Source organism: Thalassospira profundimaris (assembly GCF_003326755.1).
GTDB lineage: Bacteria > Pseudomonadota > Alphaproteobacteria > Rhodospirillales > Thalassospiraceae > Thalassospira > Thalassospira profundimaris_B.
This window is the reverse complement of sequence record NZ_JPWH01000009.1, coordinates 102167-125969: the sequence shown is the minus strand read 5'-3', so window position 1 is coordinate 125969 and position 23803 is coordinate 102167. Positions and strand designations below refer to the sequence as shown.

General features: G+C 56.4%; 19 protein-coding genes. 17 read left to right on the top strand and 2 right to left on the bottom strand.

Going from position 1 to position 23803, the window contains the following annotated elements:
- Window positions 1-19 precede the first annotated feature (19 nt).
- The 16 genes from mraY to TH25_RS12170 all read left to right on the top strand — a co-directional run bounded on the left by mraY (window position 20) and on the right by TH25_RS12170 (window position 20323).
- Window positions 20-1108 carry a phospho-N-acetylmuramoyl-pentapeptide-transferase gene (gene mraY, locus TH25_RS12245; RefSeq protein ID WP_114088707.1) on the top strand — a complete coding sequence of 363 codons (1089 nt, stop codon included), beginning with the start codon at window positions 20-22 and terminating at the stop codon, window positions 1106-1108.
- 27 nt (window positions 1109-1135) lie between these two features.
- Window positions 1136-2581 carry a UDP-N-acetylmuramoyl-L-alanine--D-glutamate ligase gene (murD, locus tag TH25_RS12240; protein WP_114088706.1) on the top strand — a complete coding sequence of 482 codons (1446 nt, stop codon included), beginning with the start codon at window positions 1136-1138 and terminating at the stop codon, window positions 2579-2581.
- The gene (gene ftsW, locus TH25_RS12235) at window positions 2581-3723 is read left to right on the top strand and encodes a putative lipid II flippase FtsW (protein WP_114088705.1); all 1143 of its coding nucleotides are present in this window, start codon (window positions 2581-2583) and stop codon (window positions 3721-3723) included. Before murD ends, ftsW begins: the two co-directional genes overlap by 1 nt.
- Before the next feature lie 103 nt (window positions 3724-3826).
- Entirely contained in the window at window positions 3827-5023 is a 1197-nt protein-coding gene (murG, locus tag TH25_RS12230) for an undecaprenyldiphospho-muramoylpentapeptide beta-N-acetylglucosaminyltransferase (RefSeq protein ID WP_114088704.1), read from the top strand.
- A complete protein-coding gene (gene murC, locus TH25_RS12225; RefSeq protein ID WP_114088703.1) occupies window positions 5020-6432 on the top strand; it encodes a UDP-N-acetylmuramate--L-alanine ligase in 1413 nt (470 codons plus the stop codon). The genes murG and murC overlap by 4 nt, the downstream gene beginning before the upstream one ends.
- Window positions 6429-7370 carry a UDP-N-acetylmuramate dehydrogenase gene (gene murB, locus TH25_RS12220; RefSeq protein ID WP_114088702.1) on the top strand — a complete coding sequence of 314 codons (942 nt, stop codon included), beginning with the start codon at window positions 6429-6431 and terminating at the stop codon, window positions 7368-7370. The genes murC and murB overlap by 4 nt, the downstream gene beginning before the upstream one ends.
- Window positions 7367-8281 carry a D-alanine--D-alanine ligase gene (locus TH25_RS12215; protein WP_114088701.1) on the top strand — a complete coding sequence of 305 codons (915 nt, stop codon included), beginning with the start codon at window positions 7367-7369 and terminating at the stop codon, window positions 8279-8281. Before murB ends, TH25_RS12215 begins: the two co-directional genes overlap by 4 nt.
- The gene (locus tag TH25_RS12210; protein WP_114088700.1) at window positions 8269-9132 is read left to right on the top strand and encodes a cell division protein FtsQ/DivIB; all 864 of its coding nucleotides are present in this window, start codon (window positions 8269-8271) and stop codon (window positions 9130-9132) included. The genes TH25_RS12215 and TH25_RS12210 overlap by 13 nt, the downstream gene beginning before the upstream one ends.
- 183 nt (window positions 9133-9315) lie before the next feature.
- The gene (ftsA, locus tag TH25_RS12205) at window positions 9316-10566 is read left to right on the top strand and encodes a cell division protein FtsA (protein ID WP_114088772.1); all 1251 of its coding nucleotides are present in this window, start codon (window positions 9316-9318) and stop codon (window positions 10564-10566) included.
- 424 nt (window positions 10567-10990) lie between these two features.
- Entirely contained in the window at window positions 10991-12709 is a 1719-nt protein-coding gene (gene ftsZ / locus TH25_RS12200) for a cell division protein FtsZ (protein WP_114088699.1), read from the top strand.
- A 294-nt stretch (window positions 12710-13003) separates the two neighbouring features.
- A complete protein-coding gene (lpxC, locus tag TH25_RS12195) occupies window positions 13004-13969 on the top strand; it encodes a UDP-3-O-acyl-N-acetylglucosamine deacetylase (RefSeq protein WP_114088698.1) in 966 nt (321 codons plus the stop codon).
- A 331-nt stretch (window positions 13970-14300) separates the two neighbouring features.
- A complete protein-coding gene (locus TH25_RS12190) occupies window positions 14301-15122 on the top strand; it encodes an outer membrane protein assembly factor BamD (protein WP_114088697.1) in 822 nt (273 codons plus the stop codon).
- Window positions 15123-15284: 162 nt separating this feature from the next.
- Window positions 15285-16955 (top strand): DNA repair protein RecN, encoded by a 1671-nt coding sequence (recN, locus tag TH25_RS12185; RefSeq protein WP_114088696.1) that lies wholly within the window; start codon window positions 15285-15287, stop codon window positions 16953-16955.
- Between the two features lie 259 nt (window positions 16956-17214).
- Complete coding sequence (ligA, locus tag TH25_RS12180) at window positions 17215-19284, top strand: NAD-dependent DNA ligase LigA (RefSeq protein ID WP_404969421.1); 2070 nt, start codon at window positions 17215-17217, stop codon at window positions 19282-19284.
- A gap of 41 nt (window positions 19285-19325) precedes the next feature.
- Window positions 19326-19718, top strand: coding sequence for a hypothetical protein (locus TH25_RS12175; RefSeq protein ID WP_114088695.1), 393 nt, complete (start codon window positions 19326-19328; stop codon window positions 19716-19718).
- A gap of 8 nt (window positions 19719-19726) precedes the next feature.
- Window positions 19727-20323 (top strand): thermonuclease family protein, encoded by a 597-nt coding sequence (locus tag TH25_RS12170; protein ID WP_114088694.1) that lies wholly within the window; start codon window positions 19727-19729, stop codon window positions 20321-20323.
- A 22-nt stretch (window positions 20324-20345) separates the two neighbouring features.
- Here the strand turns inward: TH25_RS12170 and TH25_RS12165 are convergent, their stop codons facing one another.
- Window positions 20346-21440 carry a DMT family transporter gene (locus TH25_RS12165; RefSeq protein ID WP_258549131.1) on the bottom strand — a complete coding sequence of 365 codons (1095 nt, stop codon included), beginning with the start codon at window positions 21438-21440 and terminating at the stop codon, window positions 20346-20348.
- A gap of 135 nt (window positions 21441-21575) precedes the next feature.
- Here TH25_RS12165 and TH25_RS12160 point away from each other — a divergent pair, with 135 nt between their 5' ends.
- A complete protein-coding gene (locus TH25_RS12160) occupies window positions 21576-22478 on the top strand; it encodes a LysR family transcriptional regulator (RefSeq protein WP_114088692.1) in 903 nt (300 codons plus the stop codon).
- A 74-nt stretch (window positions 22479-22552) separates the two neighbouring features.
- Here TH25_RS12160 and mgrA read toward each other — a convergent pair whose 3' ends face one another.
- Window positions 22553-23599, bottom strand: a complete 1047-nt coding sequence (gene mgrA, locus TH25_RS12155; RefSeq protein ID WP_114088691.1) for an L-glyceraldehyde 3-phosphate reductase — start codon at window positions 23597-23599, stop codon at window positions 22553-22555.
- Window positions 23600-23803: the final 204 nt, after the last annotated feature.

Below are 23803 nucleotides of genomic sequence, written 5' to 3'. Positions count from 1 at the left end.
ATAAGGAACCCGAGAGCCAATGCTCTATAACCTGCTCTATCCGCTGGCTGACCAGTTTCCGCTGTTTAACCTGTTCCGCTACATCACCTTTCGGACCGGCGGTGCGGTCTTTACATCGCTGGTGCTGGCATTTGTGCTGGGTCCCTGGCTGATCGACATGCTGCGCACGCGCCAGAACGAAGGACAACCCATTCGTGAAGACGGGCCGGAAAGCCACCTTCTGACCAAAAAAGGCACGCCGACAATGGGCGGGCTTTTGCTGTTGATTTCCACCAGTATTGCCACCCTGTTATGGGCGGACTTGAAAAACCCCTATGTCTGGGCTGTGCTGCTGGTGACAATCGGTTATGGCTTTCTGGGGTTCATGGATGACTTCCTGAAAGTCTCCAAACGCAATTCAAAGGGCCTGCCGGGCAAGGCCAAACTGGTGGGGCAATTTTCGATTGCCGCCATTGCCGCCTGGTGGATTTCGTATAACACCGACCCGGCCCTGGCAACGCAACTGGCCTTTCCGTTCTTTAAAAACCTGCTGCTGGATCTGGGCTGGTTTTTTGTCCCCTTTGCCATGTTTGTCATGGTGGGCGCATCCAACGCCGTAAACCTGACCGACGGCCTGGATGGCCTTGCCATCGTGCCGGTGATGATTGCCGCTGCCAGCTTTGCCCTGATCACCTATCTGATCGGCAACATCCAGTTCGCCGATTATTTGCAGGTTCACTATATTGCCGGGTCTGGCGAATTAACGGTTCTTTTGGGCGCACTTGTCGGGGCTGGTTTGGGCTTTTTGTGGTTCAACGCGCCGCCGGCAATGGTGTTTATGGGCGATACCGGGTCGCTGGCCCTGGGCGGGGCGCTGGGTGCTGTTGCCGTTGTGACCAAACACGAACTTGTTCTGGCGATTATTGGCGGGCTTTTCGTGCTGGAAACCGTATCGGTGATTATCCAGGTCGGTTCCTTCAAACTGACGGGCAAGCGCGTGTTTCGTATGGCGCCGCTGCACCATCACTTTGAAAAGAAAGGCTGGCACGAACCCACCATCGTTATCCGTTTCTGGATCATCTCGGTCATTTTGGCCCTGATTGGTCTGGCAACCCTGAAACTGCGTTAACATCCCTTTCTGGATCGGAACACGACATTGATCGACCTTTCACAATATCGCGGAAAAACCGTGGCGGTTCTGGGCCTTGGCAAATCGGGGCTGGCCAGTGTGAAGGCTCTGATCCAGTCGGGGGCCATCGTGTGGGCCTGGGATGACAATGAAGACAGCCGCCATCAGCTTGATGACTTAAATGTCACGCCGGTCAATCTGGTGGAATGTGACTGGCGCGTGCCGGAAATGCTGGTGATCAGCCCCGGCATTCCATCGACCTTTCCCACCCCGCATCCTGCCGCCGAAAAAGCCCGCCGGGCGGGCAAGCCGATTGTGTGCGATGTTGAACTGCTTTGCACCACGGTGCCCGGCACCCCGATGCTGGCAATTACCGGCACCAATGGCAAATCCACCACCACCGCCCTGACGGCACATATCATTGCACAATCGGGCATCAAAACGCAGGTAGGCGGCAATCTGGGCTATCCGGTGCTGGGCTTTGACGCGCTGGATGTCGATGACTGTTATGTGCTGGAACTTTCCAGCTATCAGTTGGACCTGCTGAACCAGGCGGCCTTTGATGCCAGTGCGCTTCTCAACATCACGCCGGACCATCTGGACCGTCACGGTGGCATGACGGGCTATATCGGGGCGAAACGCACGATTTTTGCCCGCCAGAAAGGCCCCAAATGGGCGATCATTTCGATTGATGATGACCATTGTGCCCAAATGGCCACCGAACTGGCCCGCGAGGGCGGTCATCGCATTGTTGAAATTTCGGTCAATGGCCCGGCCCCGCACGGGGTTTATGTAGATGATCACTGGCTGATTGATGATCTGGACAACGCCCGGGATCCGATCCTGGATCTAGCCACCGTCACCCATATGCCGGGCCGTCATAACTGGCAAAATATTGCCTTTGCCTATGCCCTGTGCCGGGCACGCCAAGTTGCACCGCGCGACATTATCGCCGGGATCATGTCCTTCCCCGGTTTGGCGCATCGTCAGGAACAGCTTGGTACGATTGACGGCATCACCTTTGTCAATGACAGCAAGGCCACCAATGCCGAGGCCACGGCAAAGGCCCTGTCGGCCTATGACAATATTTACTGGATTTTGGGCGGCAAACCCAAGGAAGGCGGCATAGACGGGCTTGACGCCTTTTATGGCCGCATCAAAAAAGCCTTTCTGATTGGCAGTGCCGCCGAGGCCTTTGCCGCCACCCTTAACGGCCATGTCCCGTTCGAGCAATGCGGTACGCTTGACATCGCCACCCGCCGCGCCCTTGAAACAGCCAAGGCGGACCAGGCCGAGAGGCAAGCATCATCAGATACTGCATCATCGGCCCCGGTCATTTTGCTCTCGCCTGCCTGTGCATCCTTTGACCAGTTCAAAAGTTTTGAAGCCCGTGGCGATGCCTTCCGCGACCTTTTCACCGATTTGCGCACCACCACCGCCGACATCGCATCCCGCACCAATCCGGAGGCATGATGAAATCCCTGTTTGGCGATAAAGACGGCAATACTGCCTTTTCCCGTGCCGATACCTCGCTGCTCAGTGTCTGGTGGTGGACGGTTGATCGCTGGTTGCTGGCAGCGACCATCCTGCTGATGGGGATTGGGGCCCTGTTGGTCATGTCGGCCAGCCCGCCGGTGGCGGACCGTATTGGCGTTGACAGCTTCCATTTTGTGCGTCGGCAGTTTTTCTTTTTAACCCTGGCCGCCATTTGTGCCGGTGGCATTTCGATGCTGTCGATCAAATGGGTGCGTCGGGTCGCCTCCATCATGTTTCTGGCGATCATCGGACTTCTGATCATAACGCCCTTTGTCGGACCAGAGATCAAGGGGGCAGTACGCTGGATCAATTTTGGCGGTATTACCATTCAGCCGTCGGAATTCTTAAAACCCGCCTTTGCCGTGGTCACGGCCTGGATGTTTTCCGAAGGACGGCTGAACCCCAATTTCCCCGGCTATATCGTAAGCTGCATGTTGCTGGCAACCTGTATCATTCTTTTGATGATCCAGCCGGATTTCGGGCAAACCGTGGTAATTACCACCATTTGGTCGGCACAGATTTTTCTGGCCGGTCTGCCGATTGTGCTGGTGTTTGGCCTGGGCATGAGTGTGGTGGGCCTTGCGGCATCGGCCTATCTGATTTTGCCGCACGTTCAGTCGCGCGTGGACCGCTTCCTTGACCCGGCAACGGGTGACAATTACCAGATCCAGCGATCGATGGAAGCCTTCATGAATGGTGGCATCATGGGCCAGGGGCCGGGCGAAGGCACGGTAAAAAACTATCTGCCCGATGCCCATTCCGACTTTATCTTTGCCGTCGCGGGCGAGGAATTCGGCCTGCTGTTCTGTTTGCTGGTGATCGGTATTTTCACCTTTATCGTCATGCGGGGCCTGTCGCGCATGATGGGCGAACGCAACATGTTTGTCGTTCTGGCGGTTACCGGCCTTCTGGTGCAATTTGGTTTGCAGGCCATGATCAATATGGCATCGACCCTGCAACTGGTGCCACCAAAGGGCATGACCCTGCCCTTTGTTTCCTATGGCGGGTCCTCGACCGTGGCGATTGCCATCAGTATGGGCTTCATTCTGGCACTGACGCGAAAAAGAAGTTCCGACTAGGCGGATTTTTGACCTGCATTTGAAGGGATATTAACCTTTCTCGGTTTCTCTTGAAGCATCCGGCACCCTAGCCATCCGAGTTTCGCGCAGGTTACAGTCCAGAATGACGACAGAAGAATTTACCATTACCGACACCCCGCTTGAGGAACAGTGCATTGCCCTGACATCGGGCGGCACCGGCGGGCATATGTTTCCTGCGGTTTCGCTGGCACGCGCACTGGTGCGGCGCGGGGCCAAAGTGGTATTTTTTACCGATGCCCGGGCGGCGCGCTATACCGAAAATCTTGAGGGTGTCACAACCATTCAGCTACCGGCTGGCGGCATTGCGGGCAAGGGACTCCGGGGGCGCATCAGCGGTATGCTGCGCCTGGCGCTGGGGACCTGGCAGGCCAGACGACATCTTAAAAAAATCCGCCCGGCCGCCGTAATCGGCTTTGGCGGTTATGCCTCGATCCCGGCAACAGTTTCGGCCAAAGGGTTGCACATCCCGATGGCGATTCATGAACAAAACGCCGTTTTGGGCCGCGCCAACCGGGTTGTGGCAAAATCGGCCACCCGCATTGCCACATCCTTCCCCGAGGTGCGCATGATCAGCGAAGGCGACAAACCCCGCGTGATCTGGACAGGTAACCCGGTGCGCCCCGAAATTGCCGCCCTTGCCAATGCCCCCTATCTCGCACCAGAGGCCGATGGCCCGGTAAACCTGCTCATCACCGGCGGCAGCCAGGGGGCACGCATCCTTTCGGAAATTCTGCCCCAGGCCATCATTCGCCTGCCCGATGATTTAAAACGCCGCCTGCATGTCACCCAACAGGCCCGTGCCGAAGACCTTGATGAGGCTGCAAAGACCTATGAAGGGTCGGGCATTGATGTAACCTTAAAGCCGTTTTTTGACGACATCCCGGAACGATTGCGCGACGCCCATTTGGTGATTGCGCGATCCGGTGCATCAACGGTGGCTGAACTGACGGTGGCTGGCCGCCCCTCGCTTCTGGTGCCGCTGCCCCATGCCATTGATGACCACCAGCGTTACAATGCCGAACAGGTCGAACAGGCAGGCGGGGCATGGATGCTTTCGCAGGAACGCTTTACCGTTGAAATCGTTAGTGAACGACTGGCGAAACTTTTAACCGGGCCGTCGGCCCTGGCCCGTGCCGCCGAAGGCGCGCGCACTGCCGCCCGCGCCAATGCCGCCGAAAGGCTGGCAGACATGGTTGTGGAAATGCTGGGCCTGAACCCGGCGGGCGCCCCGGTCGATCTGAAACAAAAAACACCACACGTCCAAGGAGACCTCGCATGAAAACCCTGCCACTTGGCATCGGAAACATCCATTTTGTCGGGATTGGCGGGATCGGCATGTCTGGCATTGCCGAGATTTTGCACAATCTGGGCTATCAGGTGCAGGGGTCGGACATGGCGGACAATGCCAATGTCCAGCGCCTGCGCGACAAGGGCATTCAGGTTTTTATCGGCCATGATGCGGCCAACATCACCGATGCCAAGGTTGTTGTAATTTCCACCGCCGTCAAATCCGATAACCCCGAAGTGGTTGCCGCACGCGCCAATATGGTGCCGGTTGTGCGCCGGTCCGAAATGCTGGCCGAACTGATGCGCTTAAAGGCCGCCATTGCCGTTGGCGGCACGCACGGCAAAACCACCACCACGTCCCTTGTTGCCACCATGCTGGATGCCGCCGGGCTGGACCCGACCGTGATCAATGGCGGCATCATCAATTCCTATGGCACCAATGCACGCCTGGGTGATGGCGACTGGATGGTGGTGGAAGCCGATGAATCGGATGGAACCTTCGTCAAGGTGCCCTCCACCATTGCCGTTGTCACAAATATTGACCCGGAGCATCTGGACCACTGGAAGAATTTTGACCAGTTGCGCGAGGCTTTTAAAAACTTCGTTCAGAACATTCCGTTTTATGGTTTTGCCGTTTTGTGCATTGACCACCCGGAGGTCCAGGCCCTGATTGGGCGCGTGACCGACCGGCGCATTTTCACATTCGGCTTTTCGCCGCAAGCCGATGTGCGGGCAACCAATGTACGCACCGAAATTGGCCAAAGCACCTTTGACGTGGTGATTCGCGAACGGGTGGACAGTGCCGAACGCACCATTCACAATGTCCGTCTGCCAATGGTGGGCGACCATAACGTATCCAATTCCCTTGCCGCCATTACAGTGGCGTTGGAACTGGGCATCGATGATGATAAAATCGTTTCCGCCTTTGATGGCTTCACCGGTGTCAAACGCCGCTTTACCAAAACCGGCGAAGTTGATGGTGTGACCATCATTGACGATTACGGCCATCACCCGGTTGAAATTCGCGCGGTTCTGAAGGCGGCGCGATCTGCCACGCAAAACAACGTGATCGCCGTGGTTCAGCCGCATCGTTATTCGCGCCTGCATGATTTGTTCGAGGAATTCTGCACCTGCTTTAACGATGCCGATACCGTAATTGTCGCCGATGTTTACACCGCTGGCGAAAGCCCGATTGAGGGCGCAACGCGCGATGCCCTTGTCGAAGGGTTGCGCAATCGCGGGCATCGCAAGGTTCTGGCCCTGAACGGACCCGATGAACTGGCCAATGTGGTTTCGGGCAATGCCAAAAGCGGCGACCTTGTTGTCTGCCTTGGTGCAGGGTCCATAAGCGCGTGGGCCAATGCCCTGCCCGCCCAGATGGAGGCCCTTAAAACGTCATGACCCAGGCACCGCACACCCCGATCATTGATCACCTGCCCAAGGTTCGCGGCAAATTGCGCGAAGGCGCGTCACTGGCAAAAGTCACCTGGTTTCAGGTCGGCGGCCCGGCCGATGTGATGTTCCGCCCCGCCGACACCCAGGACCTGGCTGACTTTTTACGCGACAAGCCCGGCGAAATTCCGGTCTCGATTATTGGTGTCGGATCAAACCTTCTGGTGCGTGACGGGGGATTGCGCGGTGTTGTGGTGCGGCTGGGGCGGCCCTTTACCGATGTAACGGTGTCAGGGGAAGAAATCCATGCCGGGGCCGGGGCGCTGGATGGCAATGTTGCGCAGGTGGCACAGGAAGCGGGCCTGGCCGGGCTTGAATTTTTATCGGGCATTCCCGGCACCATTGGCGGAGCCCTGCGGATGAATGCCGGGGCCTATGGCCGGGAAATGCGCGATATTCTGATCAGCGCCGAAGCAATTGACAGTAAAGGCAACATTCATACCCTTGCTGTCAATGAAATGGGCCTGAATTACCGCCATTGTGACATTCCCGATGACTGGATTTTCACCAAGGCGGTGATGCGTGGCACCCCCGATGACCGTGGCGAAATTGCCCGGCGCATGGCCGAAATACAGGAAGCCCGGAATGCCAGCCAGCCGGTGCGGGCCCGCACCGGGGGCTCCACCTTTGCCAACCCCGCGCCCAAACGGGCCTGGGAGGTAATTGATGCCGCCGGGTGCCGTGGCCTGACCATTGGCGGGGCGCAAATGTCGCCGCAGCATTGCAATTTCATGATTAATCTGGGCGATGCCAGTGCGAGCGACCTGGAAGAACTGGGCGAAGAAGTACGCCGTCGGGTCATGGAACATTCCGGCATTGATCTGCGCTGGGAAATTCGCCGCATTGGCGAACGTTTGGGACATTCGATCATAGGAAAAGACGCATGAGCAAGCATGTCGCGGTCATTTACGGGGGCTGGTCAGCCGAACGCGATGTTTCGCTGTCTTCGGGGCGCGAAGTGTCCAAGGCATTGCGTGAAAAAGGCTACCGGGTATCGGAAATTGACGCCACCCGCGATCTCGCCCGCCAGATCACCGACCTGTCACCCAGACCCGATGTCATTTTCAATGCCCTGCATGGACGTTGGGGTGAAGATGGCACGGTGCAGGGATTGCTGGAAATTCTTGATATTCCCTATACCCATTCCGGCGTTCGGGCCTCGGCCATCGCAATGGATAAAATGAGCGCCAAGGCCATGTTCAACGAAAAGGGCCTGCCCTGCGCCAAGCATGTTTATGTCACCCGCGATGACATTAAAAACGGCATCGCCCTGCCACCGCCCTATGTTTTGAAACCCAATAACGAAGGGTCGTCCGTCGGGGTTGAAATTATCCTGAATGACGAAGAAGAACAAAACATGCTGGCCCGCGAATGGGTGCATGGCGATGGCGTGATGCAGGAAGAATATGTCGCCGGGCGGGAAATGACCGTTGCCGTCAAGGACGGACAGGCAATGGAAGTGATTGAAATTCTGACTGGTAATCATGCCTTTTATGACTATCAGTCGAAATATGCCAATGGCGGTTCCCAGCACATCATTCCGGCCGATATTCCTAGTGCCCTGCGCACCCGGCTGCGCGATTGCGCCGAAAAGGCCTATCATGCGCTCGGCTGCAAGGGGGTTGCCCGTGCCGATTTCCGCTATGATCCGGAACATGACAAACTTGCCATTCTGGAAATCAACACCCAGCCGGGTTTAACGCCGACATCGCTGGTCCCCGATGCCGCCCGTCATGATGGCATGAGCTTTGCCGACATTGTTGCATGGATGGTCGAGGACGCCACATGCGAACGATAGCCGAACAGGCGCGCGAGCGCCGGGAAAAGGTTGAACGGGAATATGGCTGGTCGGCTGTTTGGCGCAAAACAGTCCGTATTTGCCGCTGGGTCGGTGCCACCGCCCTGATTGTTGGCGGGCCGGTTGCCCTTTGGCAAAGCGGCAAAACCGAACAATGGCTTGAAATGGCACGCAGCCAGGCCATTGATGCCTCGGCACGGTTTGGCATGGTGATCAATACCATTGATGTGGCCGGACGTCACCGAACCGACCCCAATGCCCTGTTGGCCGCCATCGGGCAAAAACCGGGATCGCCAATTATTACCTTTGATACCGATGCCGCGCGCGAACGCATCGAACAGCTTTCCTGGGTGCGTAAAGCCAGCGTTGAACGCCGCCTGCCCGATACCATTATTGTCCATGTCGAGGAACGCCAGCCCCTGGCCCTGTGGCAGAATGGCGATAATCATGTGCTGATCGATGCCGATGGCGTACAATTGCAGGATTACGAACTGGGTGACTATTTGAACCTGCCGGTTCTGGTGGGCGATGATGCCCCCGAACATGCCGCCGAAATGATCAAAACCCTGAAAACCGTGCCGCGCCTGTTTGAAATGGTCACAGGTGCGCAACGTATTGGTCATCGTCGCTGGAATGTTCAGCTTTCCAACGGCATGTTCATCCGCCTGCCAGAACATGACATGGACAAGGCCTGGGTTCGCCTGGACCAGTTGGACAAGGCCCATCATCTGCTGGAAAGCGATGTGCTGGTTGTGGACCTGCGCCTGGCAGACCGTACCTTTGTGCGCCTGACACCCGGGGCCGCCGAACTGCGCCGCAACCCGCCCAAGGAAAAGAAAGGGTCGGTATAACCCAAACGGCCCTTTTGATGCTGCCTGATGACAATAAAACACTGATCGGGCAATAAAATGCAAAAGATACACCCCTGCCTTAACCAATTTGCAACTGCTTTTGACCGAAAAGCGGGATAAGGGGTGTATGATGATGCGGGTAACGCATGTCCCCACATCAAAAAGCAAACTCAGAGCAAACAATTGGCACGCAGCAAAACGAGATCAGGACTGATTGCAGCCCTGGATATCGGGACATCCAAGGTCTGCTGTTTTATTGCGCGACCCGACAAGTCCGGCCAGCCGAAAATCATCGGCATCGGCCATAACATGTCAAAGGGTCTGCAAAGCGGATCGATCGCAAATCTTGACGCAGCACAGGAAGTCGTGCTTGCGGCGGTCAATGCTGCCGAAAAAATGGCAGGCCAGACAATCGAGGCTGTTATCGTCAATCTGTCTGGCGGGCGTCTCGAATCCGAAACACATACCATCGAACTGCCTTTGGGCTCCCGCCCGATTGGCAATCTGGAAATTCGCAAACTCAACGACCAGAAAGACGCGCTGCTGCGCCAGGCTGGTGACGAGCTGATCCACACCGTACCGCTGGGCTTTCGCGTGGACCAGTCGGTTGGCCTGGGCGACCCGCGCGGCATGTATGGCACGGTTGTCGGGCTGGATCTGCACTTTGTCCGCACGCAAATTGCAGCACTTCGCAACCTCGAAACCCTGCTGGCGCGCTGCCATCTTGAAATCGAGGAAACGGTTGTTACCCCGCTGGCATCTGGCCTTTCGGCCCTGACCCAGGATCAGCGCGACCTGGGTGCCACCGTGATTGATATGGGGGCGGGCACAACCAGTGTGGCCGTATTCCACGGCGGGCAGGTTATTTATACCGCCAGCTTCCCGGTGGGCGGTGCCCATGTCACCCGCGACATTGCCTATGGCCTTAATACATCGCTGTCCCATGCCGAACGGTTGAAAACCCTGCATGGCAGCGCGCTGACCTCGCCGTCTGACGATCAGGAAATACTGGCCGTACCGGTTATTGGCGACGAGGACGAGGCCAATGTCAACCATGTGCCGCGTTCGATGCTGATCAACATCATCAAGCCGCGCCTGGAAGAAACATTCGAGCTTATCCGCGACCAGCTTGAACAAAACAGCCTGTCGCAAATTGGCGGCCGGTCCATTATGCTCACGGGTGGGGCAAGCCAGCTAAACGCCATTGCCGATCTGGCAGGCCAAATGTTTGAACGCCCGGCAACAGTGGCCTCGCCGCATGGCGTAACCGGAATGGCCCAGGCCACATCCGGCCCGGCCTTTTCTGCCTGTGCCGGTCTGTTGCTGCGCGCGGTTGAACAGCAAAACGACCCGCTAAGCGAAGCCATGAGCCACATTCGCCAGTCCGGCGGGCGCTGGGGCCGCCTTGGCGCGTGGCTTAAGGAAAATTTCTAACCCGTCCGGAATTGGCCGCGCCAACCCCGTTTACCTGTTTAACCTTTACGCGATCCCGCCAGAATTTCCGATAGGCCGATTCTGCAACAAAATTTACAAAAACCGGCCAAGAGTCAGATTTCATTAAGAACCATGCGGCATTCTGGTTGCGAGCAAACCATAAAACACGCGCAAAAGAGAGTCCTTCCCCTGAATGATCCCGAAGCAGGAAATATCAAAAACCCTTAAAACCTGCCAAGTTTCCCGTGTTAGAGTACAGCGCACCGAAAACAGCGAAAAAAAACGGAAAATTTTCGCCGCTTAACGATGTCATTAACACCGCACTAACTCTTTCACCTGTAAAAGATCAGCACGGGTCTAATTTCGGCAAAGGGAAGGCTGATTTTGGATTCAGACTCCTAAGCGCGGAGAAGGAAGAGCAAACATGCCAACAATTAATTTTTCCGTTCCTGAAGCGGAAGAAAACCTGAAACCAAAAATTACCGTTATCGGTGTCGGTGGCGCCGGTGGCAACGCGGTCAACAATATGATCGCATCCGAACTTGAAGGCTGCGATTTTGTCGTGGCCAATACCGATTCACAGGCCCTGAACCAGAGCAAGTCCAGCCGCAAGCTGCAACTTGGTCGCCAGATCACCCAGGGCCTTGGGGCTGGCGCACGGCCCGATGCCGGCAGTGCTGCTGCCGAAGAATCGATTGAAGAAATCCAGGCCCAGCTTGAAGGCAGCCACATGGTTTTCATCACCGCCGGTATGGGCGGTGGAACCGGCACAGGGGCCGCACCGGTGATTGCCCGTGCCGCCAAGGAAGCCGGCATTCTGACCGTGGGCGTCGTTACCAAGCCGTTCCATTTTGAAGGCACGCGCCGGATGCGCACCGCCGAACAGGGCATCGAGCAGCTTCAGCAATATGTTGATACACTGATCATTATCCCGAACCAGAACCTGTTCCGGGTGGCGAATGAAAAAACCACCTTTGCAGATGCCTTCCAGATGGCCGATGACGTGCTGCGCAATGGTGTGCGCTCCATTACCGACCTGATGATGGTTCCGGGCCTTGTGAACCTTGACTTTGCCGACATTCGCACCGTCATGAGCGAAATGGGCAAGGCCATGATGGGCACCGGCGAAGCCTCGGGCGAGAAACGTGCGCTGGAAGCGGCCGAAGCCGCCATTGCCAACCCGCTGCTTGAAGATGCCTCGATGAAGGGCGCTCGCGCCGTTCTGATCAACATCACCGGCGGCATGGACATGGCGCTGTATGAAGTTGACGAAGCGGCCAATCGTATTCGTGAAGAAGTCGATCCCGAAGCCAACATCATCTTTGGTTCGACCTTTGATCCGACCATCGAGGGTGGCCTGCGCGTTTCCGTGGTGGCAACCGGCATTGATGCCGAAGAAGTCCGCCGCCCGAAGCCAACCACCATTCCGCTGACCAATGCGCGTTCCGATAAACCGGCGGCGGCAAAACCGGCCCCCGGTTTTGGGACCCATGCCCCGGCCCCGCAACAGCAGCCTGCCGCCGCCGAACATGCCCCGGCAGCCGCCGCCTTTAGCGGCCAGGACGATTATGCTGGCGGGTCATCGGTTGAAGACATGCCGTCTGAACGTTTTGCCGCCACCGGCAATGCGCAACAGCCCGGCCTGTCCAACCCGGCAGGCGAACCGGCCCAAACCGGATCAATCGAACTGGGTCAGACCGTGCTGAAACCGAACCCGGCCCTGCGCCAGGCGCCGCGCGCCCAGCAGCCGCAACAAAGCACACCGCGCCAGCATGTTGCAGATGATAACGGCGATATGCCGTTCATTCCGCCGCGCGCTGCCCGCCCGACCGATAATGCCCCGGCCCGTGGTGAACCCGATGTTTACGACGCCGCCGATACCGGCCACAGCAGCCGCCCGCGTTTTGGCGGTATCCGTAACCTGTTTGGCAAAAACAACCACCAGACAGAACAGGATGCTGCCCCGCGCCAGCAGGCTGCAGCCCCACAGGCCCAGGCACCTGCCCCCCGCCAGACCGAACTGTCCCTGGGGGATGATGCCCGCCCGCAATTGAAAGCCGATCCAGCTTCCCGGGTCAAAACGTCTTCGGCGTCTGACGACCTTCTGGAGATTCCGGCTTTCCTTCGTCGCCAGGCTAACTGACGACGAGCCTCCGCGCGAAAAGGGGAAGGTTTCGGCCTTCCCCTTTTTTAATGGGCATCCGTATTACTACTTAAATCATCAAGCACAATTCCTAGCCGAAACACCCCTTGCCGCAATGCGGAAATTATTAATAAACAATTGATTTTTCTTTGAAATCTCAACGTTACAAACGGTAACAAAGAGTGATTTGCCGCATTGCGGTCAGCCCGGTAGTTTGTGACCCTGGAAAACGGGCCCACATACCGCCCGATGAAAATCAATCGATATACAACCTGATTTGTCTGGGGGTTCCCCGTGAATAATATTGCCGATATCAGCACTGCTTTGAATGACCAGCGCGCCGCAGCTTCATCTGTTGTCTGGCAGCGCAGTCTTAAAAGTTCGATCGGATGTGCCGGTGTCGGCCTGCATTCGGGGCAGAAAATCCAGATCACGCTGCATCCCGCCCCGGTTAATCATGGGGTTGTTTTCCGCCGTGTTGACCTGCCGGGCAAACCAACTTTTGCCGCCCTCTATAATGAAGTCATCGATACCCGCCTCTGCACCTGCCTTGGCGACCTTGAGGCTGGCATTAAAATCGGCACGATCGAACATTTGATGGCTGCCCTTGCCGGTCAGCGCATCGACAATATCCTGATCGATATTGATGCTGATGAAGTCCCGGTGATGGATGGCAGCTCTGCCCCCTTTACCTTCCTGATCGATTGTGTCGGCATCGAAGAACAAAACGCCCCGCGCATGGTGGTCGAGGTTTTGAAAACCATTGAGGTTGAACATAACGGTTGCCGGGCAAAGGTGGAACCTGCCGAAGGGTTCCATATCGATTTTGAAATCGACTTTGCCAGCAAGGCCATCGCCAACCAGCGCCTGGCCGTTACCTTTGATGATGGCGTGTTTGTCAATTCCATCGCCCGGGCCCGGACCTTTGGCTTCCTGCACGAAGTCGAAGCCATGCGCAATGCGGGCCTTGCCCTTGGCGGGTCGCTGGAAAATGCCGTGGTGCTGTCGGGCGATTCGGTGATGAACGAAGAAGGCCTTCGTTACGAAAACGAATTTGTCCGCCACAAAATCCTTGATGCGCTGGGCGACCTTTATGCCGCCGGTCATCAGTTGCAGGGCAAGGTAACGGCGTATAAATCGGGCCATATGGTCAATAACATGCTGCTCAAGGCCCTGTTCGCCGATGACAGCGCCTGGCGCCTGGTGCCGATGCGCACAACCGCCCTTCATGCCAGCGAACCGGTCCGTGCTTCTGCCTGAAAACCATGATGCAGGCAATTGGCAGGCCCTCCCCAAGCGGGAGCGCCTGCTTTTTTTGTCTTGCGCGTCCGGCATGAAAATAGCGAATCGCTAAATGACAACAGCCATTTGTCTGCGCTTCAGGCTGTTATGACCCTTCCGCCAGAATACCCGGCCCTGCCCCCTGTAAAGTGCGGATTTGGGTGCTGTTTTCGATAAAAGAACCGAAAAAGCCATTTTCATTGATTCAACCACTTGCCCACAGATGGTATTGGCGTGATATAGTCCCGGCCACACCAGCGAAATCCGATGGGTTTCAGTACGATCGCAGACAGAATTAAGGATTCCAACCTTGCCTCGTTCGGCTCACGCGAAACATCTGATTGCCGTTTGCGGCCTGGCGCTTATGCTGGCTGCGTGTTCCAGCACCAAAGAACCGGAATATGTCGAAAGACCGGTAGCAGAGCTTTACAACACTGCCCAGGACCTGCTGGATCAGAAAGAATATCAAAAAGCGGCCAAGGCCTTTGACGAGGTGGAACGCCAGCATCCCTATTCTTTATGGGCGACCAAGGCGACCCTGATGTCGGCCTATGCCTATTACCAGGACAACAAATATGATGATGCGATCAGCGCGCTTGATCGTTTCATTTCATTGCACCCGGCCAATGCCGATGTCGCCTATGCCTATTATCTCAAGGCGCTTTCGTATTACGAACAGATTTCGGATGTGCGCCGCGACCAGCAGATGACCGAAAAGGCAATGCAAAGCCTTGACGACGTTATCCGCCGTTTTCCCGACAGCAAATATGCCCGCGATGCCAAGCTGAAAAAGGACCTGACGGTCGATCACATGGCGGGCAAGGAAATGAGCGTCGGCCGCTATTATCAGGATCGGGGTGATTATCTGGCTGCGATCAACCGGTTTCAAAAGGTTGTCACCACTTACCAGACCACCACACATGTTCCCGAAGCCCTTTCACGCCTGACCGAATGTTATCTGGCACTGGGACTGACGGGGGAAGCCAAGAAAACCGCATCGGTTTTGGGCTATAACTTCCCGGGAAGTGAGTGGTACAAGGATTCCTACGATCTTCTGCTGAATAAAAAGCAGGATAGCGATGACGAAAGCTGGTGGGATTCGACAACCACAGCCATTTCTGACCTGTTCTGATCAAAAGCCTGCCAATTCAGGCGAAAATCGCCGAATTTTAACGCCCTGCGGACATATTTTGTGCGCAGGGCTTGCAAGCAAGTCAATGTTTCGGCACTCTGCAATCGACGCTATGTTCTCGTCCTGTTCCGCGTCTATCTGTAACAACGCCAGTATGCCAACATGCTTCGACGCCTTAGCATTCGTAATGTTGTCCTGATCGATAAACTGGACCTGGATTTTCACGAGGGACTGAGTGTTCTGACCGGGGAAACAGGTGCCGGTAAGTCGATTTTGCTTGATTCTCTGGGGCTGGCATTGGGCGCACGCGCCGATAGCGGCCTGGTCCGCCACGGCAATGACAAGGCCAGTGTGACCGCTACCTTCCAGCTTCCGGCCGGGCACCCGGTTTTTGGCCTGTTGCACGAACAGGATATCGATATTGAAGATGACGAACTGGTCGTGCGCCGCGTCGTCACCGCCGATGGAAGGTCGCGCGCCTATATCAATGACCAGTCGGTTTCCATTGGCATTTTGCGCGATGTAGGCAATTACTGTGTCGAAATTCAGGGCCAGTTTGACCAGCACGGCTTACTGGACCCGACAACACACCGCGCCACCCTGGATGCCCATGGCAACCTGACCCAGGCCGCCCTGAAGGTGCGCGATCACTGGCGCAACTGGCGTGAAACTCAAAAGGAACTGGCAAGCGCACAGGCCCGCATCACCAAAGCCCGCGAGGAAGAGGAATGGCTGCGCCACGCGGTGGACGAGCTGGACAAGCTCGCCCCGGTGGAAGGCGAAGAAGAACAGCTTGCCGAGGAACGCCAGTTCCTGATGCACGGCGAAAAACTGGTCGCCGCCCTGGGTGATGCCGAAAATGACCTGTCACGCGGCAAGGGGGCGGAAAGCGCCATTCGTTCCGCCCAGCGCCATTTGGAACGCGAACTGGAAAAGGCCGATGGCCGGTTTGAACCGATTATCGAGGCGCTGGACCGTGCCGCGATCGAGCTTGAAGAAGCCATGCGCGCCATTTCGGCAGCGCAGGCGGATCTGAACCTTGATTCCGGCCATCAGGAAAATGTTGAAGAACGCCTGTTTGCCCTGCGCGCAGCCGCCCGAAAATATAACGTCCCCGCCGATGGCCTTCATGGCCTGATGCTGGATTTCCGCCGCCAGATCGAACAGCTTGAATTTGGTGAACAGGAACTCGAACGCCTGAAGGAAGCCGGGGCGAAACACCGCCAATCCTTTGTCGAGGCCGCCGAAAAACTGCACGAAGCGCGCAAAAAGGCCGCAGCCAAAATGGATGCCGCGATTAATGCCGAACTGCCGCCGCTCCGTATGGACAAGGCCCGCTTTATTACCGAAATCACCGCACTTGAGGAAAACGAATGGGGGCCGGACGGGCTGGACCGTGTACAGTTTACCGTTTCCACCAACCCCGGCAGCCCGGCCGGAGCACTTAATAAAATCGCCTCGGGCGGGGAGCTTTCGCGTTTTCTGCTCGCCCTGAAGGTTGTGCTGGCACGGGTTTCGGCCGTACCGACACTGGTGTTTGACGAAGTTGACAGCGGAGTTGGTGGTGCCACGGCAGCGGCCATTGGCGAACGGCTGCATCTGCTGGCCCAGGAACGGCAAATTCTGGTGATTACGCACAGCCCGCAAGTCGCCGCGCGCGGCAGAACCCACCTTAACATCGCCAAGCGCGAAGATGCCGGGGCAATGGTAACACGGGTGAACGAACTGGTGCAGGATGCACGGCGCGAGGAAATTGCCCGCATGCTGGCAGGGCATTCCATTACCGCCGAAGCCCGTGCGGCTGCCGACAGCCTGCTGGGCCTGCCTGCCTGATCGCACCTTTTTGGACGTCAGGTTGGCAGCAACAGCCACTTGCAGCGGCGATAAAACGATGAGTCGGTTTCTGTCAGCAGGGTCGCAAACGGGCAAACTAACACTCGCCAGAAAGGCTGCTATATTTTAGAAACACCTGCATCAACGGCCCGCAATCTGGAACGGAACATAAAACGACATGAGCGCCGATAAAACAGCGTCTGAAACCAGCAGCCAAGCCCCGAACATCGCGGCGGATGAAACCGTAACCGACACCGGGATTGTGCCGGCAATGCCCGAAAGCCGCAGCGACGCAACCCGCCAGCATGCGGAAATTGCGCAAAAGATTCGCGATTTTAATACGGCCTATTACGTCAATGACGAACCGCTGGTGTCTGACGCGGAATATGACGCGCTGTTTAGCCGCCTGATCGAGCTTGAAAGCCGTTATCCAACGCTTAAGAAAAACAGCCCGACCCAGGAAGTGGGCGCCTCCCCCGCCGAGGGGTTTGCCAAGGTGCGCCATGCGCGGCCGATGCTCTCGCTGGCCAATGCCTTTTCGCGCGAGGATATTGTCGATTTTCTCGCCCGTATTCGCCGCTTTTTGAATCTGACGGCGCATAGCCCGGTCGAACTGGTCGGCGAGCCAAAGATTGACGGCCTGTCGCTCTCGCTGCGCTATGAAAACCGCACGCTGGTAAGTGCGGCAACACGCGGCGACGGGACGGAGGGCGAGGACGTGACAGCCAATGTCGCCCATATTGGCGATATTCCCCGCACCCTGCCCGATGATGCGCCCGAGGCCGTGGTGGAAATTCGCGGTGAAGTTTACATGTCCCGGTCCGATTTTCAGAAACTGAATGCAAGCCAGGCCGAAGCGGGCAATAAAACATTTGCCAATCCGCGCAATGCGGCGGCCGGTTCGCTGCGCCAGTTGGACCCGTCGATCAGTGCGAAGCGCCCCTTGCGCTTTTTTGCCTATAGCTTTGGCGAATTGTCCGAAAGTCTGGCGGAAACGCACTGGAATTTCATTGAGAAAATCAAAGGCTGGGGATTTGTCACCAATCCGCATACCCGCATGCTGCACGATGCCGACGAAATCATGGCGTTCTATGAAGAACTCAGCAATCAGCGTGCCGAGCTTGATTACGACATTGACGGCATTGTTTATAAGATAAACGATTTTGAGCTGCAATTGCGCCTGGGTTTTGTCAGCCGCTCGCCGCGCTGGGCGATTGCCCATAAATTCCCGGCAGAAAAGGCGAAAACACGCCTGAAATCCATTGAAATCCAGGTAGGCCGCACCGGTGCGCTGACCCCGGTGGCACATCTGGAACCTGTCACGGTGGGGGGTGTTGTTGTTTCGCGCGCCACCCTGCATAACCGCGATGAAATTGAACGCCTGGGCGTGCGCGAAGGCGACCTTGTAACGGTACAACGCGCAGGCGACGTCATCCCGCAAATTTTGGGATATGTAGCCGAGGAACGCCCCGAAAACAGTGTTGAATTCCAGTTTCCCGACAAATGCCCCAAATGCGGCAGTCATGCCATGCGCGAAGACGGCGAAGTGGTGACGCGCTGTAGCGGCGGGCTGATTTGCCCGGCACAGGCGGTGGAGCGGCTCAAGCATTTTGTGTCGCGCAATGCCTTTGACATTGAAGGCATGGGCGGCAAACATATTGAAGCCTTTCATGAACTGGGTTGGGTCAGGCAACCGGGCGATATTTTCCGCCTGGAGAATGATCATGGCGAGGAATTGCGCAAACTCGAAGGCTGGGGACCAAAATCCGCCGAAAACCTGTTTGCCAGCATTAACCAGCGCCGCACCATTTCCCTTGATCGTTTTATCTACGCCCTGGGTATTCGCCAGATCGGCCAGGCCACGGCAAAATTGCTCGCCCGGCATTACGGCAATGTCACCGCATGGCGACAGGCCATGATTGATGCACAGGAAGCCGATAGCGATGCGCTGCGCGATCTAATCAATATTGACCAGATCGGCCCCGGCGTTGCCCATGACCTGCTGGAATTTGCCGCCGAAAGCCATAACCGCGCGGTTCTGGACGACCTTCAGGACATTCTGGAGATCACCGATGTCGAGGCCCCGGCCAATGTTGATAGCCCGGTCAGCGGTAAAACCGTGGTTTTTACCGGCAAGCTGGAACTGTTTTCGCGCAACGAGGCCAAGGCCAAGGCCGAAAGCCTGGGGGCGAAAGTTGCCGGGTCGGTTTCGGCAAAAACCGATTATCTGGTTGCAGGACCGGGTGCGGGTTCCAAATTAAAGAAGGCAGAGGAAGCCGGTGTTACCGTACTGGATGAACAGGGCTGGCTGGATCTGATTGCCACATAAGATAAAAACGGGCATCGTTGGCGGGATAAAGGAAAATCATCATGGAAGATTTGACCAGCTTTTTTCACCGCTATGGCGATGCCCATTTGAAACTTTCCGCCGATGCGCTGGAGCCGTTTTTTCACCTGCCCTGTCTGATCAATGATCTGGGCGGGGTGCATGCCATTTCTTCAAAGCATGACCTGGCCGCCTATCATGCGCCCTTTGTCGAAGAACTTGCCAAGGCCCGCCTGGCCCTGTGCAAGGCGATGCTGACCGAACAGCATTCCTCGCTGCCCGGCGGGGCACGGGCGGTTGTGTCCTTTCGTTTCGGAAACGAGGCCAACGACCTGATCTTTGATTGTGATTATGCTTTCGCCCTGATGCGGGTGGATCAGGACTGGAAAATCGTTTTCGCCCAGCTCGACGAAATCCGCTATAGCGACCTTTATTAGGACCGGTCATGACACGGATATATCCCTGCCATAAACTGCCTGCGCCCGGCGCAAAGACCGGGCAAAAGACGTGGCTGGCACGGATAAAGGAAACACTGGTCGCCTTTGCCCTTTGTACTCTTGGCACGACAATACCGATACCGGCCCATGCTGATAACTGGTTTGCCCCCCTGTCAGGCAAACCGGTTGCCCAGGATGGCGATACGCTGGAATTTGGCTTTAAGCTGGTGGACTTATATGGGGCGGACAGCCTGGAACGTTTTCAGCAATGCGTGGTAAACGGAAAGGATACCGCCTGCGGGGCAGAGGCGTGGCAGGCCCTGACCAACCTGATTGCCAAAACCCCGGTGCGCTGCGAGACCAAGGCCCTTAACCGCTATAAACGCAATATGGCGATTTGCAAAAATGCCAATGGTGTGGATATTGGTCAGCAAATGGTGGCCCTGGGCTGGGCCGTTGCCCGGACCGATGAAATGCCGTCCTATGCGGCGGCAGAACAATCGGCCAAGGCCGCCCGGCGCGGCGCATGGGCGGGCAAATTCATCGACCCGTTAAAATGGCGGCAGGGGGAACGCCTGCCGGAACATGAAATCAGCATTTACTGACACGCCAAACACCGATCCCTATTTAACGCATCGGCCCCTGAAACGGACGGGCCAGCAAACGGCCAAACCCGGCCAGCGTCATTTTGTTTTTCAGTGATGCCACACCCAGCATCACCACAACAAACCCGGCCATTTGTGTGGCGTTAAGTGTTTCGCCCAAAAACAGCCAGGCAGCAAAGAAGGTTAATGCCGGGCCGGACAGCGAAATGAGCGAGGCCTGGGTCGCGCCAATGCGGCGAATACCTTCAAACAGCAGGAAAAACGGAATAACGGTGCAAAAAATGGAAATACCCGCCGTCCATAGAACCCCCGCCAGATTAAGGTTCAGCGGTTTTTCAACAATCAGTTCGTAAAGAACCATCGCAATACCGGCGACCGTGTTGATCAGGGCGGAAAAGTGCATTGACCCAATGACATTGATTTTGCGCTGGCTGAAATACAGATAACAGGCATAGGTCAGGGCCGATGAAAACGCCCAAAACACGCCCTGCCATACATGTTCCGACACCAGCGACACCCCATTGGGGGCCACCACCAAAATCAGCCCGCAATAGGTGATCAAAAAGCACACGATCTGCCGAGGCGGCGGCAAACGCCAGTTATGCAGGGCTTCCAAAATCATGACAATGGCGGGAAAACTGAACAGCACAATGCGTGATACTGTCACATCGATGATGGAAACAGCGGTAAAATCACACAGCGAAGCAGCAAAAAACAGGCCCCCGAATGCTCCACCCCAGATCATATCTGCCGGTCGCATCGCCCGTTCACCGGGGCGATTTTTGCCAAACATCCAAACGCCAAACCAGAAAAACGGCATGGCGATTGAAAACCGCAGCAACAAAAGCCCGTCTACCGTCATACCAGTGGCATAAACAAACTTTGCCAAAAGCCCCTTCATCGCCAGCGCACAGGTGGCAAGCAACACCAAAATCAGGGCCGAACGCGCCGTTCTGGTTTTGATGGCATCCGCCTCGTGCTGTTCGCATGCAAGGTGCGCGGCATTGTCGGCTTCTGCCTGTAATGTCGCGTCATGCGCTGTGAATTCTGGTGATGGCGTGACAGAACCATCTTGTGCAGGCGTTTTGCCTGCCATTGTTGATGATGTGGGGGACATACGGGGCTCCGATCTCTCTACGCCCCTATCCTACGCCGCCACAGTCATTATTCAATTAGAATAAAATGTTACCAGTTATCAGTTTTACTGATAACATTAGCAAAGCGGATGAACCTTTAACAGAAACCGACCATCATGGACATCAAACAGCTTCGCAGTTTTATTCACATCGCCGAACTGGGAAGCCTGTCGCGGGCCGCCGACCGGTTAAATCTGTCGCAACCGGCCCTAAGCCGCCAATTGAACCTGTTGGAAGAAAACCTGAATACCCAATTGCTCGAACGCACCGGACGCGGCGTCAAACTGACCGAAGCCGGACGTATTTTGGCCGAACGGGCGCGCGTAATTTTGGGCGACCTTGCCCGCCTGGAAGCCGATATTAGCGAACGGCGCGACCATATCACCGGCCATGTCAATATCGGCCTGCCGCCCAGTGCGGGGATTGTCATTACCGGGGCTTTGGTGGAAGCGGTACGGGACCGCTACCCCGAACTCAGCCTGTCGATTGCCGAGGATTTGACCGGCGATATTCAGGAAGGGTTGCTATCAGGCAGGCTGGATGTCGGTGCCTTGCATGACGGCATGATCTCGCGCAGCCTGCATTCGGAACCTTTGTGGCGCGAAGACCTGTTCCTGATCTCGCACCCGTCGCTGGTGCCGGAAAATGCCACCGAAATCGCGTTTGAAGATGTGGTGCGCCTGCCGCTGATTATGCCGACCCCGAAACACGGCCTGCGGGCCAAAATGCAGGAGGCCGCCTTTCGTGCCGGTCGCCCGTTAATGCCGGTGGTCGAGGCCGATGCGTTACGTGTGCTGGTGGACTTGGCCCAACGCGGCCTTGGCCATACGGTATTGCCGCGCTCCTCCCTGGTGGCGGAACTTTCCACCGGACGATTAAAGGCGCGACGCATTACCCAGCCCGGTATGGCCCGCACGGTAATGCTGTCCTGGTTGCAGGACCGGCCGCTAAGTGCCGGGACCAAGGCCGTGATTGACACCCTGCGCGATCTGGTCGGAACAATGCCGATCGGGAATTGACCCAAAATAAAACCGGCATTCGCGATGGAATGCCGGTTTTACCCTTCAGCCCGGAAACGGGCTAAGAAATGTGCTTAAACATCCGCCGAGGAATCTGACGAGCGTTTCCACAAATTCAGCCCGCCATCGGTGGCGTATTTGTCGATTTCCGCCAGTTCATCGGCGCTGAATTCCAGATTATTCAGCGCATCCAGGCTGTTATCAAGCTGTTCAACATGGCGTGCGCCGATCAGGGCCGAGGTGATTTCCGGTCGGCGCAAAACCCAGGCAATCGCCATTTGCGCCAGCGTCTGCCCGCGACGTTGTGCAATCTCGTTTAACGCCTTCACACGGTTGATATTATCCTCGGTCAGCATGGAGGACTGGAACGACCCGCCTTCGGCGGCACGGGAATTTTCCGGCACACCCTTCAGATATTTATTGGTCAGAAGCCCCTGTGCCAGCGGGGAAAAGGCAATGCAGCCAATGCCCAGTTCAGACAGGGTATCAAGCAGACCTTCCTCCTCTACCCAGCGGTTCAGCATGGAATAGCTGGGCTGATGGATCACACAGGGTGTACCCAGTTCGGTCAGGATTTTTTGTGCCTTACGCGTCATCTCCGCCGAATAGGAGGAAATACCAACATAAAGCGCCTTGCCCTGACGCACCACCTGGTCCAGCGCGCTCATGGTTTCATAAAGCGGGGTATCCGGGTCTACCCGGTGGGAATAGAAAATATCAACATAATCCAGCCCCATCCGCTTCAGGCTTTGATCTAGGCTGGAAATCAGATATTTGCGTGATCCCCATTCACCATAAGGACCTGGCCACATGCGATAGCCCGCCTTGGTGGAAATCACCATTTCATCGCGATGGGCGCGCAAATCCTGATCAAGGATACGGCCAAAATTGCTTTCGGCCGAACCGGGCGGCGGGCCATAGTTATTGGCAAGGTCAAAATGAATAACACCGCGATCAAACGCCCGGCGGATCATGGCGCGCTGGGTTTCGTAAACGTCAACGCCGCCAAAATTGTGCCAAAGGCCAAGGGTAATTTGCGGCAATTGCAGCCCGCTATGGCCGCTGCGGCGATAGGTCATCTTCTCGTAACGCGATGCGTCGGGCATCCAGTCCGATGACATATTCTTCCTCCTGATTGTTTTTACTTTGGGTTTTCCCAAAATTTGTATCGATCCAATGCGCGAGAGAATACGTTATTTCCCCTCTCTCTGTCAGGTGCGAATTACAAAACCCAATCACATCCGATCAATCAATAAACCGGGCACTCCAGTGCATTTTCCCGATTGGTTCTTCGGACAAATCCGTCATTGGGTGTATATAGGCAA

Bases quoted from the DNA above. Each gene is read 5' to 3' on its own strand.
- TH25_RS12215 (WP_114088701.1), top strand. From the start codon at position 7,367: ATGAGCAAGCATGTCGCGGTCATTTACGGGGGCTGGTCAGCCGAACGC.
- recN (WP_114088696.1), top strand. From the start codon at position 15,285: ATGCTTCGACGCCTTAGCATTCGTAATGTTGTCCTGATCGATAAACTG.
- mgrA (WP_114088691.1), bottom strand. From the start codon at position 23,599: ATGTCATCGGACTGGATGCCCGACGCATCGCGTTACGAGAAGATGACC.
- ftsZ (WP_114088699.1), top strand. From the start codon at position 10,991: ATGCCAACAATTAATTTTTCCGTTCCTGAAGCGGAAGAAAACCTGAAA.
- TH25_RS12165 (WP_258549131.1), bottom strand. From the start codon at position 21,440: ATGTCCCCCACATCATCAACAATGGCAGGCAAAACGCCTGCACAAGAT.
- murB (WP_114088702.1), top strand. From the start codon at position 6,429: ATGACCCAGGCACCGCACACCCCGATCATTGATCACCTGCCCAAGGTT.
- TH25_RS12175 (WP_114088695.1), top strand. From the start codon at position 19,326: ATGGAAGATTTGACCAGCTTTTTTCACCGCTATGGCGATGCCCATTTG.
- TH25_RS12170 (WP_114088694.1), top strand. From the start codon at position 19,727: ATGACACGGATATATCCCTGCCATAAACTGCCTGCGCCCGGCGCAAAG.
- TH25_RS12160 (WP_114088692.1), top strand. From the start codon at position 21,576: ATGGACATCAAACAGCTTCGCAGTTTTATTCACATCGCCGAACTGGGA.
- mraY (WP_114088707.1), top strand. From the start codon at position 20: ATGCTCTATAACCTGCTCTATCCGCTGGCTGACCAGTTTCCGCTGTTT.
- TH25_RS12210 (WP_114088700.1), top strand. From the start codon at position 8,269: ATGCGAACGATAGCCGAACAGGCGCGCGAGCGCCGGGAAAAGGTTGAA.
- ftsW (WP_114088705.1), top strand. From the start codon at position 2,581: ATGAAATCCCTGTTTGGCGATAAAGACGGCAATACTGCCTTTTCCCGT.
- murC (WP_114088703.1), top strand. From the start codon at position 5,020: ATGAAAACCCTGCCACTTGGCATCGGAAACATCCATTTTGTCGGGATT.
- murG (WP_114088704.1), top strand. From the start codon at position 3,827: ATGACGACAGAAGAATTTACCATTACCGACACCCCGCTTGAGGAACAG.